This window comes from Micromonospora sp. NBC_00617 (genome assembly GCF_045161355.1).
Taxonomy (GTDB): Bacteria; Actinomycetota; Actinomycetes; order Mycobacteriales; family Micromonosporaceae; genus Micromonospora.
In genome coordinates this window covers 3,995,923-4,010,869 of record NZ_CP107751.1, presented here as the reverse complement: position 1 = coordinate 4,010,869, position 14,947 = coordinate 3,995,923, and the positions used below count along the sequence as shown (strand labels likewise).

12 protein-coding genes and 1 pseudogene are annotated in these 14,947 nt (G+C 72.2%); 8 read left to right on the top strand and 5 right to left on the bottom strand.

Annotated elements, in window-relative coordinates:
• Positions 1 to 15: 15 nt before the first annotated feature.
• Positions 16 to 876, bottom strand: coding sequence for a universal stress protein (locus OG505_RS18320; protein WP_405426009.1), 861 nt, complete (start codon positions 874 to 876; stop codon positions 16 to 18).
• 191 nt (positions 877 to 1,067) lie between these two features.
• On the opposite strand from OG505_RS18320, the gene OG505_RS18315 reads away from it, so the two are divergent.
• The 7 genes from OG505_RS18315 to OG505_RS18285 all read left to right on the top strand — a co-directional run bounded on the left by OG505_RS18315 (position 1,068) and on the right by OG505_RS18285 (position 7,449).
• A complete protein-coding gene (locus OG505_RS18315; protein WP_007457155.1) occupies positions 1,068 to 1,304 on the top strand; it encodes an HTH domain-containing protein in 237 nt (78 codons plus the stop codon).
• A complete protein-coding gene (locus OG505_RS18310; RefSeq protein ID WP_405434570.1) occupies positions 1,304 to 1,882 on the top strand; it encodes a Clp protease N-terminal domain-containing protein in 579 nt (192 codons plus the stop codon). Before OG505_RS18315 ends, OG505_RS18310 begins: the two co-directional genes overlap by 1 nt.
• 93 nt (positions 1,883 to 1,975) lie before the next feature.
• Entirely contained in the window at positions 1,976 to 2,980 is a 1,005-nt protein-coding gene (locus tag OG505_RS18305) for a diacylglycerol/lipid kinase family protein (protein ID WP_405426006.1), read from the top strand.
• Positions 2,973 to 3,974, top strand: a complete 1,002-nt coding sequence (locus tag OG505_RS18300; protein WP_405426005.1) for a YihY/virulence factor BrkB family protein — start codon at positions 2,973 to 2,975, stop codon at positions 3,972 to 3,974. Before OG505_RS18305 ends, OG505_RS18300 begins: the two co-directional genes overlap by 8 nt.
• Before the next feature lie 71 nt (positions 3,975 to 4,045).
• Positions 4,046 to 5,536, top strand: a complete 1,491-nt coding sequence (locus tag OG505_RS18295; protein WP_405426004.1) for a phosphatase PAP2 family protein — start codon at positions 4,046 to 4,048, stop codon at positions 5,534 to 5,536.
• A gap of 17 nt (positions 5,537 to 5,553) precedes the next feature.
• Positions 5,554 to 6,351 carry an endonuclease/exonuclease/phosphatase family protein gene (locus OG505_RS18290; RefSeq protein ID WP_405426002.1) on the top strand — a complete coding sequence of 266 codons (798 nt, stop codon included), beginning with the start codon at positions 5,554 to 5,556 and terminating at the stop codon, positions 6,349 to 6,351.
• Positions 6,352 to 6,423: 72 nt separating this feature from the next.
• Positions 6,424 to 7,449 (top strand): hypothetical protein, encoded by a 1,026-nt coding sequence (locus OG505_RS18285; protein ID WP_405426000.1) that lies wholly within the window; start codon positions 6,424 to 6,426, stop codon positions 7,447 to 7,449.
• 450 nt (positions 7,450 to 7,899) lie between these two features.
• On the opposite strand, the pseudogene OG505_RS18280 reads toward OG505_RS18285, so the two are convergent.
• Positions 7,900 to 8,861: pseudogene (locus tag OG505_RS18280) on the bottom strand (TIGR03557 family F420-dependent LLM class oxidoreductase).
• Between the two features lie 376 nt (positions 8,862 to 9,237).
• Between OG505_RS18280 and OG505_RS18275 the strand changes: the two are divergent.
• The gene (locus OG505_RS18275; protein WP_405425999.1) at positions 9,238 to 10,629 is read left to right on the top strand and encodes a cellulase family glycosylhydrolase; all 1,392 of its coding nucleotides are present in this window, start codon (positions 9,238 to 9,240) and stop codon (positions 10,627 to 10,629) included.
• A gap of 300 nt (positions 10,630 to 10,929) precedes the next feature.
• On the opposite strand, the gene OG505_RS18270 is transcribed toward OG505_RS18275, so the two are convergent.
• The 3 genes from OG505_RS18270 to OG505_RS18260 are packed head-to-tail and all read right to left on the bottom strand — an operon-like array spanning position 10,930 to position 14,929.
• A complete protein-coding gene (locus OG505_RS18270; protein WP_405425997.1) occupies positions 10,930 to 13,065 on the bottom strand; it encodes an alpha-galactosidase in 2,136 nt (711 codons plus the stop codon).
• Entirely contained in the window at positions 13,062 to 13,976 is a 915-nt protein-coding gene (locus tag OG505_RS18265) for a carbohydrate ABC transporter permease (protein WP_405425995.1), read from the bottom strand. Before OG505_RS18265 ends, OG505_RS18270 begins: the two co-directional genes overlap by 4 nt.
• Positions 13,973 to 14,929 (bottom strand): carbohydrate ABC transporter permease, encoded by a 957-nt coding sequence (locus OG505_RS18260; protein WP_405425993.1) that lies wholly within the window; start codon positions 14,927 to 14,929, stop codon positions 13,973 to 13,975. The genes OG505_RS18265 and OG505_RS18260 overlap by 4 nt, the downstream gene beginning before the upstream one ends.
• Positions 14,930 to 14,947 lie beyond the last annotated feature (18 nt).

Below are 14,947 nucleotides of genomic sequence, written 5' to 3'. Positions count from 1 at the left end.
CGCCGACGCGGCCGGTCAGGGCCGTTGGTCCCGGGCCGGGCGGGCGTCGGGCCCGGTGAGCGGCACCTCGGCCATGCCGCGTACGACGATCACCGGGGCGGGGGAGTGGTAGAGCAGGGACTGGGCGACCGCGCCGAGCATGGCTCGTCCCGGTTCGTCGCCCCGGGCGGCGACCACCGCCACCTGGGCCGACCGGGACGTGTCGACGAGCACCTGCCCGGGGTCGCCGCGGACGACTTGGCACTCGGTGGGCACCCCGCTGTGGCGGTCGGTGTGGCGGGCCAGGGCCTCGCTGAGCTGCTGGGCGACCGCGTCGGTGTCCTCGTCGCTCTCCACCACCCGCAGCGCCACGAGGCGGGCGTCGCGCCCGCGTGCGCAGTCCACGGCCCACCGCAGGGCGAGGTGTGAGCTGGGCGAGCCGTCCACCCCGACCAGGACGGGGCCCTGCGGCGGCGGTTCGCGGCGGACCACCAGCAGCGGGCAGCTGGCTCGCGCGGCCAACTGCACGGCGGACGTCTCGGCCGGGACGCACTGGGCGCTGCCGGCCATTCCGCTGTCGCCGACCGCCAGCAGGAAGGCCGTTTCGGACCGGCGGATGAGGGTGGGCAGCAGGCCGCTCTCGACGATCTCGGCGCGTACGGTCAGACCGGGTTCGACCTGGTGGGCGAGCTGGGCGGCCCGGGTGATCAGGTTCTCGGCCTCGTCGCGCGGCGCGGCGACGGTCTCCGCCTCGAAGGCCGCGTGCCAGTCGAAGGTGTGCACGACGTGCAGGGGTCGACCGTGCCCGGCGGCCTCCTGCGCGGCCTGCTCCACGACCGGAAGGTCACCGTCCGAGCCGAGGCCGACCAGCACCTCCGCGTCGGCGGATACCGCCATCCGATATCACCTCCCGGGCGTCGCGCCCGGCACGACCGCACTGTCTCCTCACCGAGGGTAGTCGTGTGGTGGCGGCGGCGGGTCGGTTCGGGCCGCGCCGACGGGTCTGCGGTGGTCAGCGCATGGGGGTCGACGCGATCGGTCGTCAACAAAGGTTGACAGCGGTGGCGTTGTCAACGTATGTTGACGACATGAGTCAGGCGACCGAACTCGCGGCGGCAGCCGGCAGCACCGACCCCCGGGTCGGGCTGCGCGCCGTCCGCGCGCTGCGCCGGCTGCTCGAGCGACTCGAGGTGGTCCAGGTGGACAACGCCCGTCGACAGGGCTGGTCCTGGCAGGAGATCGCCGACGCGCTCGAGGTCAGCCGGCAGGCGGTGCACAAGAAGCACGCTGGGCGACCGGCGGTCAACTCATCCTGGGAGGCGTGATGTTCGAACGGTTCACCGAGCGGGCGCGCGGAGTGGTGCGGCAGGCGCTGGAGGAGGCGCGGGCCGAGGGTCAGCGGCCGGTCGGCACCGAGCACCTGCTGCTCGCCCTGCTCGCCGACGAGGCCGGCCTGGCCAGCCGGGTCCTGACCGACGCCGGAGTGCGCGCCGACGACCTGCGCGAGCGGGTCCGGCGGCACACCAGCGGCGGAGGCGCGGGCCTCGGCGATGCGGACGCGGCGGCGCTGCGCGAGATCGGCATCGACCTGGCCGCCATCGTGGCCCGCATCGAGCAGTCCTTCGGCCCCGACGCGCTGCGCGAGGCCGTGCCGGCGCCGCGCCGCCGGTGGGGGCGTCGACGCTACCTGGGCGGGCCGTTCTCGCCCCGGTCGAAGAAGGCGCTGGAGCTGTCGCTGCGCGAGGCGCTGCGGCTGCGCCACAAGCACATCGGCACCGAGCACATCCTGCTCGGGGTGCTGCGGGAAGGCCAGGGGCTGGGCGCGCTGGTGCTCACCGAAGCGGGCGTCGACCTCGACGATCTGCGCCGACGGGTGGAGACCGCGCTGCGGACGGCGGCGTGACGGAGACGTACGCGTTGAAACCTGTCTGTGGCACTTCCGACGCCGGCGCGTCACCAGGTCGCTGAAGGCGGCCCGGTGCTGCACACTGGCGCCGTGGATGCTGGACAGGACAGGCGCCCCGCAGGTGGCGACGGCGGGCTACGCTCCGCCGTGGTGGTGAACCCGGCGAAGGTCGACGATCTCGACGGGCTGCGCCGCACCGTGAACGACGCCCTGAGCGCCGCCGACTGGCCCGAGCCGCAGTGGTTCGAGACCACCGTCGACGATCCCGGCCGGGGCCAGACCGAGCAGGCCGTCAAGGCCGGCGTCGACCTGGTCTTCGCCTGCGGCGGCGACGGCACCGTGATGTCCTGCGTCAGCGGGCTCGTCGGCACCGACGTGGCCCTCGCCGTGCTGCCGCAGGGCACCGGCAACCTGCTCGCCGCCAACCTCGGCCTCTCCACCGACCTCGCGGCGGGGCTTCAGATCGCCGTCGAACGTGGTCGGCGGCTGCTCGACGTCGGCGCGGTGGAGGACCAGTACTTCACCGTCATGGCCGGCATGGGCTTCGACGCCCAGATGCTCGCCGCCACCAACGAGACCACCAAGGCCCGCATCGGCTGGCCGGCGTACGTCATGGGCGCTGCCCGGCACCTGCGGGACCGGCCGATGCGGGTGCAGATCCGCATCGACGACCGCCCGCCGGTGCGCCGCCGGGCCCGCTCGGTGCTGATCGCCAACGTCGGCCGGCTCCAGGGCGGGGTCCGCCTGCTCACCGAGGCCGAGCCGGACGACGGCTGGCTCGACGTCGCCGTGCTCACCCCGCGCAACCTGCGGCACTGGCTCGCGCTCGGCTGGGCGGTGATCCGTCGCAACGGCCAGGTGCCGCAGATGGAGGTCTTCCGCGGCCGCCGTGTGGTGGTCACCAGCAACCGGGCCCAACCCCGGGAACTGGACGGCGACCTCATCGCACCGGGTCGACAGCTGCGGGCCGAGATCCGGCCCGAGGCGCTCTGGCTCTGCGTCCCGCAGCCCGAGGACACCCCCGACCTGTCCGTTGACGCCCAGGGCGCCGGGGAGCGGGGCGAGCAGCTGATCGAGGAAGCGCGCCGTGAGTAGCACCCGGATCGTGCCGGAGACCCGGCTGATGGCCAACGAGGAGCTGTCGGCCGACGACGCCTGGCACACACTGCGCCGCCAGGGCGGCTGGCACCTGCTGCGCGACGCGTTCATCCGGTTCCGCTACGGCGACGGGTTCAGCCACTCCCGCGCCTTCGCGTTGCAGCTCTGCCTCGCCGTGGTGCCGTTCCTGATCGCCCTCACCGGTCTGATCAGCAAGCTGGGTGTCGAGGAGGGCGGCCAGGTGGTCGCCGACACCGTGCTGGCGCTCACCCCGGGCCAGAGCGCGCAGGTGGTCGGCGAGCTGCTCGGCGAGGGCGAACGCGTCGAGGACGCCGGCGAGCTGGCGCTCACCCTCGGTCTGCTCACCGGGCTGGTCGCGCTGACCACCACGATGGCCCAGATCGAGCGGGGCGCCAACCGCATCTACGGGGTCGAGCGGGACCGCCCGGCCCTGGGGAAATACCTGCGGGCGGCCGTCCTGGCCGTCACCGCCGGTCTGCCCGCGCTGGCCGGCTTCCTGATCCTCGTCGGCGGCGGGGCGATGGGCGACTCGGTCCGCAAGCACTACGAGTGGGGCGAGGTCGCCAACGGCATCTGGGACGTGGTCCGCTTCCCGCTGAGCCTCGGGCTGACCGTGCTCGCCGTGGCCGTGCTGTTCCGGCACGCGCCACGCCGCAACCAACCCGGCCTGTCCTGGCTCTTCTTCGGCGCGGGCATCGCCACGGCCCTGTGGTGGCTGGCCAGCCTGCTGCTCGCCGCGTACGTGCGGTTCAGCGACGGCTTCGGCCAGACCTACGGCGCGCTGGCCGGCATGATGGCGCTCCTGCTCTGGGCCAACCTGACCGGCATGGCGCTCTTCGGCGGGCTGGCCTTCGCGGCCCAGTTGGAGGCGCTGCGTATCGGTGTGGAGGAGCCGGCGCAGCCCGACCTGTGGGAGCCCGAGGCCGACCGCGCCGAGCTGCTCGACACCGGCGACATGACGGCGCTCTGAGCCGCGCCCGGGTGTACGCCTGACCCGGATCGGGTACAGCGCCTCGCCAGGAGCAACAAGGGAGGTGCGGGGTGACCGCGGTCAAAGAGGTGGCTCGGCGTCCAATCGGTCACTTCGCCGAACGGAGCATCGCCGGTCTGGTGGCCGTCACCGGCGCCGGCATGGCCTTCGGGCTGTTGTTGTTGCTCGTGCGGGTGCGGTGGAGCCCGTTGCAGGACGCCGACCACGCGGTCGCCGAGTGGTTCAACTCGCTCGTCGCCCCGCACCACCCGCTGGTCACCGTGCTTCAGGCGGTGACCGATCTGGGCGGCCGGCCGATCCTCATCTGGCTGGTCACCATCGCGGTGGTCGGGCTGCTGATCCGGCGGCAGCCCCGGCTGGCCGTCTACCTGATCATCACCGGGGTCGGTGGGCTGATCCTCGACCCGTCGCTCAAGGCGCTGGTCGGCCGGCTTCGTCCGGTGGTGGACGTGCCGATCGCCAGCGCCCCCGGCAACAGCTTCCCGAGCGGGCACGCCCTGGGCTCGTTCGTCGCGTACGGGGCGCTGCTGCTGGTGTTCCTGCCGGCGCTGGCGCCGCGCTGGCGCAAGCCCGCGATCGTCGGCGGCGGTGTGCTGGTGGCGCTGATCGGGCTGACCCGCATCGCGCTGGGCGTGCACTTCGTCTCCGACGTGCTGGCCGGCTGGCTGCTCGGCGCCGCGTGGTTGGGCGTGACCGCGTACGCCTTCCGGTTGTGGCGGCGTGAGCGCGGCCGGCCGGTGCCGCCGCTGAGCGAGGGGCTGGAGCCGGAGGCCGGGCACGACATCGCCCCCGCCCCGGCGGAGGAGCACGTGCTGGCGCACCCCCGCTCGGCGGTGGCCGAGCTGCTGGTCGGCTGGGTGCTGGTGTTCGGCGCGCTGTACGGCTTCGGCATGTACGTCAGCTATCACGCCAAGGGCACCTTCTTCGACACCCTGGACACCGAGGTTCCCCGCTGGTTCGCCGCCCGGCACACCGAGACGCTGACCGAGGTGAGCTGGTGGTGGAGCAAGTTCGGTGACACCCACGCCATCCTGCTCATCTCGCTGGTGTTCTGCCCGCTGGTGCTCGCGGTGTGGCGGCGATGGCGGCCCGTGCTGTTCGTGGCGCTGGCGATGGTCGGTGAGCTGACCCTCTTCCTCGCCTCGGCGCGTGCGGTCGACCGGCCACGGCCCCCGGTGGAGAACCTGGACGGGCAGATGCCCACCTCCTCCTTCCCGTCCGGGCACATCGCGGCGACGATCTGCGTCTGGCTGGCGATCACCCTCATCGTGTTCCCGCGTACCGACCGCTGGTGGCGGTGGATCTTCGTGGCGGTGGCCGTGCTCATGCCGGCCGGGGTGGCGACGTCGCGGATGTACCGGGGGATGCACCACCCGACCGACTTCATGGGCGCGATCCTGCTCTCCGCACTCTGGATCGGGCTGCTCTACCTCGTGATCCGTCCGAACGCCGACCTGGCCGAGGGCAACCAGCTGGCCATCGAGTCCGACGACGTGGCCACCCTCGACGACGAGTTGGCGCGCGCCGGCCGCGCCGACTGAGCGCTGCCGTGCGGGTGATGACCTGGAACATCCGCACCGGCGGTGCGGACCGCGGTGGCGCCGACCGGCTGGATCAGGTGGTCCGGGTCGTCAACCAGCAGATGCCGGACGTGCTGGCCCTGCAGGAGCTGCGCGGCTTCGACTCCGACGGGCTGATGGCCATCGTGGCGGGTCGGGTGGGGATGACGCCCCACCTGGCCCGGTCCTGCTTCGGGCAGCCGGTGGCGGTGCTGGTCCGGCCGCCGTACCGGGTTCTCGCCGCGGGGGCGGTGCGCCGGCCGTTCCACCACGCCGCCGCCCGCGTCGTGGTGTCCACCTCGGCCGGCCCGCTCACCGTGCTCGGCACCCACCTCTGTCCGTACTCCGGGGGACGCCGGCGGATGGAGGTCGACTGGCTGGTGGGGGCGCTGCGTCGCGCCCCGGGGCCGCTGACGCTGCTCGCCGGCGACCTCAACTCGCTCGACCCGACGGTCGATCACACCGCTCGCCTGGCCGGCCTGAGCGCTCTCTACCGGCGACGGCACGTGCGCCGGGGCGGTGGCGCCGTGGACACTCGCGCGATCGCCCGCCTGCTCGCCGCCAACCTCGTCGACCTGTGGCCGTCGTCCAACGTCGGAGCGCCGGAGGCCGACGGCCTCACCGTGCCCACCCGCTTCGGCGGGGCCGAGTTCGCCGCCATGCGGCTGGACTACCTCTTCGGCAGCAGCGCGGTGGCCGAGCGGGTGCGCGGCTGCCAGGTGATCCGGGGTGGACCAGCGGACACCGCCTCGGACCACTATCCGCTGCTGACCACGCTGGATCTGGGCGTCGACTGATGCTGCCCGCACCGCCCGCGGTACGCCGTCGCCGACCCCCACGGGCTGGCACGGCCCGGTTACCGTGCCACCGTGACCGACCGTCCGACCGTTCGCGCCTCGTTACCCGCGCCGCGCGGCGAGGGCCCGAGCGCGCCGACGCTCGCGCGTCTCGCCCGTGACGCGCCGACTCCGGACCCGGGGGAGCCGGCCGCCGTCGCGCTCCCGCTGGTCGCGGCCGTCGCGCGTGCCGTGGCGCTGGTCGTGGTGCTGCCGGTACGCCTGCTCTGGGAGCTGATCGCGGCTGCCGGCCGGCTGCTGCGTCGGCACCTGTTCGGCCCGGCCGGCCGGTTCCTGCGGCGGTGGGTGCTGGCCCCCCTGGCCTGGGCGCTGCACCGGCTGCTCTGGCTGCCGCTGCTGTGGTGCGCCCGCACGCTCGTCTGGCTGCCGCTGGTGTGGTTCGGGCGGGGGATCGCGTGGGTGGCGCGCACGGCGGTGTGGTCCCCGCTGGTCTGGCTGGGCGGCGCGCTGGCCGCTCTGGGCTCGGCGGCGGGGCGGGCGCTTCGGCGTCTGCTGTGGGATCCCCTGCTGTGGATGGTCCGCAACGTGCTGCGTCCGCCTCTCGTCGGTCTGGGTCGTGTGCTGGTCTGGCTCGCCGATCACCTCGTCCGGCGGCCGCTGCGCTGGCTGGGCGCGGCGCTCCGGCCCGTCGGCCGGCTGCTCGCGTGCGGCCTGGGCCTGCTCGTCGGTGTGCTGGGCGCGGCGCTCGTCGGGTTGGCCCGGGGGATCTGGTGGGTGGTGCGGGGCGTGGGTCGGCTGGTCGCCGTCGTCGTGGTCGGTGCGTGGCGCACGGCCGGCGGGATGCTGCGGCTGGTCTACCGGGTGCTGCTGCGTCCGCTCGGTCGAGGCGTGCGCTGGCTGTGGCGGCACACCGTGCGCCCACTGCTGCGGGGTGTGCGCTGGGTCTGGTCGGTGACGGTCGTGCCGGCGGCGCAGGGCGCGCGGGTGGCCTGGCGGGCCACGGTCACCCCCGCGGCCCGCTGGACCCGCCGATCGGTGCTCGACCCGGCCCGGTTGGCTTCCCGGGAGGTGCTCAGCGCCCTGGGTCTGCGGCGCTGACGGCCCCACCCGGCACGGTGCTCTCAGAGCAGCGCGTTGAGCAGGACGGTGAGCACCACCGAGGCGACGATCGAGAAGAGGATCATCAGGAGGCAGCCGAGGCCGCCGCCGAGCGGCCGGATCTCCGTGTTGCCAAAGCGCATGGGTTTCACCTGCTCACGAGTGTCGGGGCGAGAAGGTGGCGGATCGCGTCGGCGACCGCCGTCGGAGCCGTGGTGGCCAGCCGGCGCGACGGAATCCCGCGCGCCGCTGACGACCAGGGTCGGCGCCGTGATCCGGACCAGGTCCGCCTCGATCGTGTTGTGGACCGAGTGCGACAACGTCGACGCCGCGTGTGGGTACGCAGCCCGTCGACCAGCCGCCACTCACTGGTCAGGCCGGCGGCCGGCCGAGGCGCGGCCATCGCGAGCCGCAGCTCGTCCGGCCCGAATCGACCGGCGGTCGTCAGCCTCACAACTGGCGCAGCCGGGGCAGTAGCTGCTCCTGTGCCCAGTCCAGGAACATCGGCTGGCTCTCGCCGCCGACCTGGATGAGCGCCACGTGCGTGAAGCCGGCGTCGACGAACTTGCGGAACGCCTCGACGTGCGCGTCCACGTCCGGGCCGCAGGAGATGCCCTCGGCGACGTCCTCCTCCCGACGAACTGGGTGGCGGCGGCGAAGGCGTCCGGGCCGGGCAGGTCGGCGTTGACCTTCCAACCCATTCCGAACCAGCGGAACTGGTCGTGCACGATCTTGCGGCACTCGGCCTCGTCCGGGCCGTAGCAGATGGCCACCTGCCCGTAGCGGGGCTGGCCGACGCCACCGGCGTCGTCGTACATCTCGATGATGTGCCGGTCGGGCTCGGTGGAGACGAGGCCGTTGCCGTACTCGGCCGCCAGGGTGGCGGACTGCCGGCCGGAGGCGGCGATGGCCATCGGCACCGGCCGCTCGGGGCGGTCCCAGACGTAGGCGTCGGGTACGTCGAAGTGGTTGCCGGAGAAGGTCAACGTCTCACCGTTGAGCAGCGGCCGGATGATCTGCAGCGCCTCCTCGAACATCTCGTGGCGCTGCTGCACGTGTGGCCAGCCGCCAACGACATGCTCGTTGAGGTTTTCCCCGGCGCCCAGGCCGAGGGTGAATCGCCCGTCCGAGAGCGCCCCGATGGTGCTGGCCTTCTGCGCGACCACGGCCGGGTGGTAGCGGCGGATCGGGCAGGTCACGAAGGACATCAGCTCCGCGCGGGAGGTGGCGTGCGCGACCGCGCCGAGCACCGACCAGGCGTACGGGGAGTGGCCTTGGGCGTCGAGCCAGGGATAGTAGTGATCAGAGATCACCAGTTGGTCGAAGCCGGCCGCCTCGGCCCGTACCGCGTGGTCCACCAGCTGCTTCGGACCGGCCTGCTCGCACATCAGGGTGTAGCCGACGCTCACCATCCGGGTTCTCCTTCTCGCCGACGGTTCGTCCCGAGATACCCAGGTCAGCAGCCGTCAACCCTCTCGTCCGGTTCGGACGGGCGATGCTTGACGGATGCCGGAGACCGGCCTACGGTCGTCTTAACCGGTTAAGACCTACGGTCTGGCGCACATCCTGTGGTGGGGATGACCGCCCCGTGACGGCCCGCGTCCGCGCGGGCCGTTACGGCTGTCTGCGTCCCTCACCGAGCTACTGAACCGGTTGCTAGGGCCGATTCATCGCCCTAGGCTGATGCGAGCGTCGCCGGGAGTCGGGCGGTGGCTGTCGGGCTGCAGCCGCCTTCCCCTGTCACGTCCCACCCCTGTCGGGCAGCGGGGGTCCTGCCTGAGGAAGGCCATGAAGACTCGACTCTCCGCCGCCGGCGCGGCCATGCTCGCGTTGCTCCTCGCCGTGCTGGCGTTCAGCCAGCCGGCGCACGCCGCGGCCGGCTTCTCCGTCGCGGGCGGCAAGCTGTACGACGCCAACGGCGCGGAATTCATCATGCGCGGGGTCAACCACGCGCATACCTGGTATCCGCAGCAGACCAGCTCGTTCGCCAACGTCAAGGCGCTCGGCGCGAACACCGTGCGGGTGGTGCTCGCCAGCGGCGACCGGTGGACCCGCAACACCAACGCCGACGTCGCCAACGTCATCTCGCTGTGCAAGGCCAACCGGCTGATCTGCGTGCTGGAGGTGCACGACACCACCGGCTACGGGGAGCAGAGCGGCGCCATCACCCTGGACCGTGCCGTCGACTACTGGCTCAGCCTGAAGGATGTGCTGGCCGGCCAGGAGCGGTACGTCATCGTCAACATCGGCAACGAGCCGTACGGCAACCAGAACTACTCCTCGTGGGCCACCGACAACGCCAACGCGATCAAGCGGCTGCGGGCCGGTGGGCTGACCCACACCATCATGGTGGACGCCCCGAACTGGGGGCAGGACTGGTCGTTCACCATGCGCGACAACGCCGCCTCGGTCTTCGCCGCGGACCCGGCCCGCAACACGGTGTTCTCCATCCACATGTACGGCGTCTTCGACACCGCCGCCGAGATCACCGACTACCTGGGCCGTTTCCGGGCGGCGGGGCTGCCCATCGTGGTCGGTGAGTTCGGCTTCAACCACTCCGACGGTGACCCGGACGAGGACACCATCCTCGCGTACAGCCAGGCCAACGGGATCGGCTGGCTGGGCTGGTCGTGGAGCGGCAACGGGGGTGGCGTGGAGTATCTCGACATGGCCACCGCGTTCAACCCGGCCAGCCTGACCACCTGGGGGCAGCGGGTCTTCAACGGCACCAACGGCATCCGGCAGACCGCCCGCGAGGCCAGCGTCTTCGGCGGAACCCCGCCGCCGACCACGCCCCCGCCCACGACTCCGCCTCCCACGACGCCCCCGCCGACCACGCCGCCCCCGACCACTGCACCGCCGACCACTGCACCGCCCGCTGGCGGCTGCACGGCGACGTACACGGTGCTCAACCAGTGGCAGGGCGGCTTCCAGGCCGAGGTACGGGTCACCGCCGGCTCGACGGCGATCGCCGGCTGGACCGCCCGGTGGACCCTCGCCAACGGCCAGAGCGTCACCCAGTCCTGGAACGCGACGGTGACCAGCAGCGGATCCACGGTGACCGCGCGTAACGTGGACTACAACGGCCGGCTGGCGGCCGGCGCCAGCGCCAGCTTCGGTTTCCTCGGCGGCTGGACCGGCACCAACCCCAAGCCGGAGGTGAGCTGCACGGCAGGCTGACCGAGGCCAGGTGGCCGGGCCCGCGTCGGGCCCGGCCACCGTGCCGGCTGCGGTCAGTGCTCCCCGGTCAGGTTCACGATGACCACCCCCACGATGATCAGAGCGATGCCGGCGAGCTTGACCAGCCCGACCGACTAGGACGTGTGTCAAAGCCCCTGGCCGGCCTGCGGCGGGCCCAGACGACGGCCGGCCGCGTTGGAGATCAGTCCGGATACAACACCGGTATCCGGACTGATCTCCGCCTTGCCGGACCGCCGCCTGGACTTCGCCTCGGCTCGACCGAGGACTTTGACACACGCCCTAGCTGGCCTCGTCGACCTCCAGCACCAGGCTCTGCTCCGGGTGCAACGCGGGCAGCTGCACACCCACCCGGGCCAGCGCCGCCCCGCTGAGCGTGACACCGGAGGCCAGCCACGGTGCCGCGGACCGTTCGATGGTCGCCGGGGCGGGTACGCCCGCCACCTGTCGCACCCGGTAACGCCGGGCCGGGTCGAGGCCGGGCAGCCGTACCGCGCCCGGGGTCTGCGCCACCGAGGTGGCCAGCGTGGCCACCGCGTACACCGCCCGGGTCGTGTCGTGATCGACCACGCCGTGCGCCCAGACGGCCGGGTCCGGGTGGTCGACCCGGACCACCCGGCCGGCGTGCAACAGCGGGCGCAGCCGCTTGTGCAGTGCCACCCAGGCGGCCAGCTCGGTCTGCTCGGCGGCGCTGATCGAGGCGATGTCCCACTCGATGCCGTGGTGGCCGAACAGCGCGGTGGCCGCCCGGAAACCCAGGTCGTGCACGCGGTGGGTGGTGTGCGAGCGTTCCGGGCCGATGTGCGTGCCGATCAGCTCCGGTGGCAACAGCAGACCGGTCCAGCGTTGGATGCCGAGCCGTTCCAGGGCGTCGTTGCAGTCGCTGGCCCAGACCCGGTCGGTGCGGGCCAGGATGGCCAGGTCCACCCGGGCGCCGCCGGACGAGCAGCTCTCGATCTCGACGCCGGGATGCCGGCGGCGCAGCTCGTCGAGGAGGCGGTAGACCGCGAGGGTCTGCCCGTGCACCCCGGGCCGGCCGTGGTGCCCGGCCTCGGTGAGGTCCCGGTTGTGGTCCCACTTGAGGTAGCTGATGCCCCGATGGTCGCTCAGCAGCGCGTCGAGGCGTTCCAGCACGTAGTCGTACGCCTCCGGGCGGCCCAGGTCGAGCACCTGCTGGTTGCGCCAGGCCGGCGGCAGCCGCCCCGGCACGGCCAGCAGCCAGTCCGGGTGCGCGCGGAACAGGTCGGAGTCGGGATTGACCATCTCCGGCTCCACCCACAGGCCGAACTGAAGGCCCTGGCCGGTCACGTGGTCGATGAGCGGTTGCAGGCCGTCGGGCCAGACGCCCTGGTCGACGTACCAGTCGCCGAGCCCGGCGGTGTCGTCGCGCCGGCCGCGGAACCAGCCGTCGTCGAGCACGAACCGTTCCACCCCGAGGTGCGCGGCCCGGTCGGCGAGGGCCCGCAGCCGGTCCAGGTCGTGGTCGAAGTAGACCGCCTCCCAGACGTTGAGGGTCACCGGGCGGGGGGAGCGGGGGTGTCCGGGCCGGGCCCGCAGATGCGAATGGAGTACGTCGCTGAGCCCGTCCAGCCCGACGTCGGACCAGACGGCGTAGAGCAGGGGAGTGTCGTACTCCTCGCCGGGGGCGAGCCGGATCTCGCCGGGTGCCAGCAGCTCGCCGCCGCTGAGAGTGGATTCACCGGTGGGACGCCGCTCGGCGACGGTGACGTGATCGCCGCTCCACGCGGTGTGCACCGCCCAGACCTCGCCGTGGCCGAAGCCGAACCCGGCGGTGCCGGCGACCAGCAGCAGCGTGGCGTCGTGCCCGGTGCGCCCGTGCCGGCCCTCGCGCACCCAGGCGCCGTGCTGCCACGGGTGCCGTTGTGGCGAGCGTTCCCGACACCAGCGGCCGGTCAGGTCGAGCAGTTCGGTGGCGACCGCCGGCACCGGCAGCACCGGCGTCAACCCGTGCACCTCGTACGCGCCGTCGCCGTCGTTGCGCAGGCGATGGCGAATGGTCAGCAGACCGTACGGGTCCAGCGTGATCTCGATGGTCAGGCCCAGCCCGGCGGCCCGGTCCGACGCCCGCACGATGACCCGCGCCGGAGCGTCGGAGGGCTGGTCGACGTCGAGACCGTCGAGCTGGAACGCGGTGGACCAGTCCCGCCCGTCGCGATGCCCGACCAGTCCCGGCCGGCCGCTCCAGCCGGCGCTCGCCTCCGGCAGGAGGGACAGTGCGGGCGGCTCGTCGAAGCTGCTCGGCACCACGGGTGGCACGGTCGCGTCGGTGAGCTGGCGCAGGGCGTCGTCGTCGAGGTCGCCGACGTCGCCGCCCCAGTGCACGACCCGGGGCAGCCCCGGGCCGCGCGCGTCGAGCACCAGACTGGTCCGCGCACGGCGCAGGTGCAGGATCGTCATCCTTTGGAGGCTCCCAAGGTCAGGCCCCGGACGAAGTGCCGCTGGAGCATAAAGAAGATCACCAGGGTGGGGATCGCGACGAGCACGCTGCCCGCCGAGACCAGGTTGTTGTCGGTGAAGAACTCGCCGCGCAGGTTGTTGAGCGAGCTGGTCACCGGGAACTTGTCGCCGGTGCGCATGAGGACGGTGGCCCAGAAGAACTCGTTGTAGATCCAGGTCACTTCCAGGGTGGCGAGCGCTGCCAGGGCCGGCCGGCACAGCGGCATGGTGACCTGCCAGTACTGTCGCCAGACGCTGGCACCGTCGACCATCGCCGCCTCGTACAGGTCGCGGGGCAGCGCCTTCATGTAGTTGCTGAGCACGAAGACGCAGAACCCGCACTGGAAGGCGACGTTGATCAGGATCAGGCCCCAGTAGCTGTCGTAGAGCAGCTCGGAGTCGCTCATGAACTCCGGCAGCGGCACCTCGGTGAACAGCCGGAACAGCGGGATGAGCAACGCCTGCTGCGGCAGCAGGTTGGCGGCGGTGAACACCCCGAGCAGAACGAGGTTGATCTTCCAGTTGAACCGGGCGATGACGAACGCCACGCAGGAGGCGAGAAAGAGCGTCAGCAGCACCGCCGGCACGGTGATGTAGACCGAGTTGAGGAAGTGTTTGCCGAACTCCGCCGTCTGCCAGGCGGTGACGTAGTTGTCGATGGTCCAGCCGCCGAACGAGACGTAGCCGTTGGCGGCCGTGTACTGGTAGGAGCGCAGCGAGGTCAGCACCGCCCAGGCGATCGGGAAGAGCCAGGCCAGCGAGACGACGATGAGGAAGCCGTGCAGCAGCAGCCGCGCCGGGGTCAGCTTGCGGCGGCGGACCGGGGCGTCGGTGCCACCCTCGGTACGCCGGGACACGGTCGCGGTGCTCATTCCCGGTTCTCCCTCATCACGGTCGCCAGGTAGATGGTGATGAAGACCAGCGAGACGACCAGCATGATCGTCGCCAGCGCCGAGCCGAAGCCGATCCGGCTCGCCTCACCCACCACGTTCTGGGTGACCAGCGCCGAGATCAGTTCCAGACCGTTGCGTCCCTTGTTGACGACCCAGACCAGGTCGAACGCGCGCAGCGACTCGATCACCGTCACCACCAGCACGATGATGTTGATCGGCCGCAGCACCGGGAACACCACCCGGAAGAACGTGCGCCTCTCCGACGCGCCGTCGACGGCGGCGGCCTCCCGCAGCGACGGGTCGACCCCCTTCAGGCCGGCGAGGTAGAGCAGCATGATGTAGCCGACGTGCCGCCAGCTGGAGGCGATCATGACCGCCCAGATGTTGACGTTCGAGTCGCCGTACCAGTCGATGTTGCTGCCGAAGACGGCGTTGATGAGACCCTGGTCGCGGGAGTAGAGCAGCTGCCAGACGAAGCCGATGAGCGCCAGCGAGAGCACCACCGGCAGGTACAACGCCGTCTGGTAGAAGCGGCTGCCGCGCAGCTCCTTGTCGAGCAGTACGGCCAGGAACATGCCGAACGGGGTGGCGACCACGAACAGTACGGCCAGCCAGAGCAGGTTGTGCTGGATCGCCGGCACGAACGGCGGGTAGATGTTCACGACGTCGCTGTAGTTGCGCGCGCCGACGAAGTCGATCTCGTTCAGTGGGCCGATGCCGTCCCAGTCGGTGCCGGAGAGCACCACGGTCGCCAGCGCCGGCAGCCAGACGAAGGCGGTGACGAGCAGCAGCGGGACGAGCACCATCAGCGTGATGACCACGCGGTCGGTGCGGGACAGGAGCCGTAGCCGCCGGCGACGACCACCCGTTGGGGTGGTCGCGGCCGGCGGCGGCACGGCGCGATCCGCTTGGATCAGGGGCAGGTCGGACACGATGTCCTCCCCCTTCCG

What these genes read in the sequence shown, in the direction of transcription:
- OG505_RS18320 (WP_405426009.1), bottom strand. Translation starts at nt 876, where the DNA reads ATGGCGGTATCCGCCGACGCGGAGGTGCTGGTCGGCCTCGGCTCGGAC.
- OG505_RS18315 (WP_007457155.1), top strand. Translation starts at nt 1,068, where the DNA reads ATGAGTCAGGCGACCGAACTCGCGGCGGCAGCCGGCAGCACCGACCCC.
- OG505_RS18310 (WP_405434570.1), top strand. Translation starts at nt 1,304, where the DNA reads ATGTTCGAACGGTTCACCGAGCGGGCGCGCGGAGTGGTGCGGCAGGCG.
- OG505_RS18290 (WP_405426002.1), top strand. Translation starts at nt 5,554, where the DNA reads ATGACCTGGAACATCCGCACCGGCGGTGCGGACCGCGGTGGCGCCGAC.
- OG505_RS18275 (WP_405425999.1), top strand. Translation starts at nt 9,238, where the DNA reads ATGAAGACTCGACTCTCCGCCGCCGGCGCGGCCATGCTCGCGTTGCTC.
- OG505_RS18270 (WP_405425997.1), bottom strand. Translation starts at nt 13,065, where the DNA reads ATGACGATCCTGCACCTGCGCCGTGCGCGGACCAGTCTGGTGCTCGAC.
- OG505_RS18265 (WP_405425995.1), bottom strand. Translation starts at nt 13,976, where the DNA reads ATGAGCACCGCGACCGTGTCCCGGCGTACCGAGGGTGGCACCGACGCC.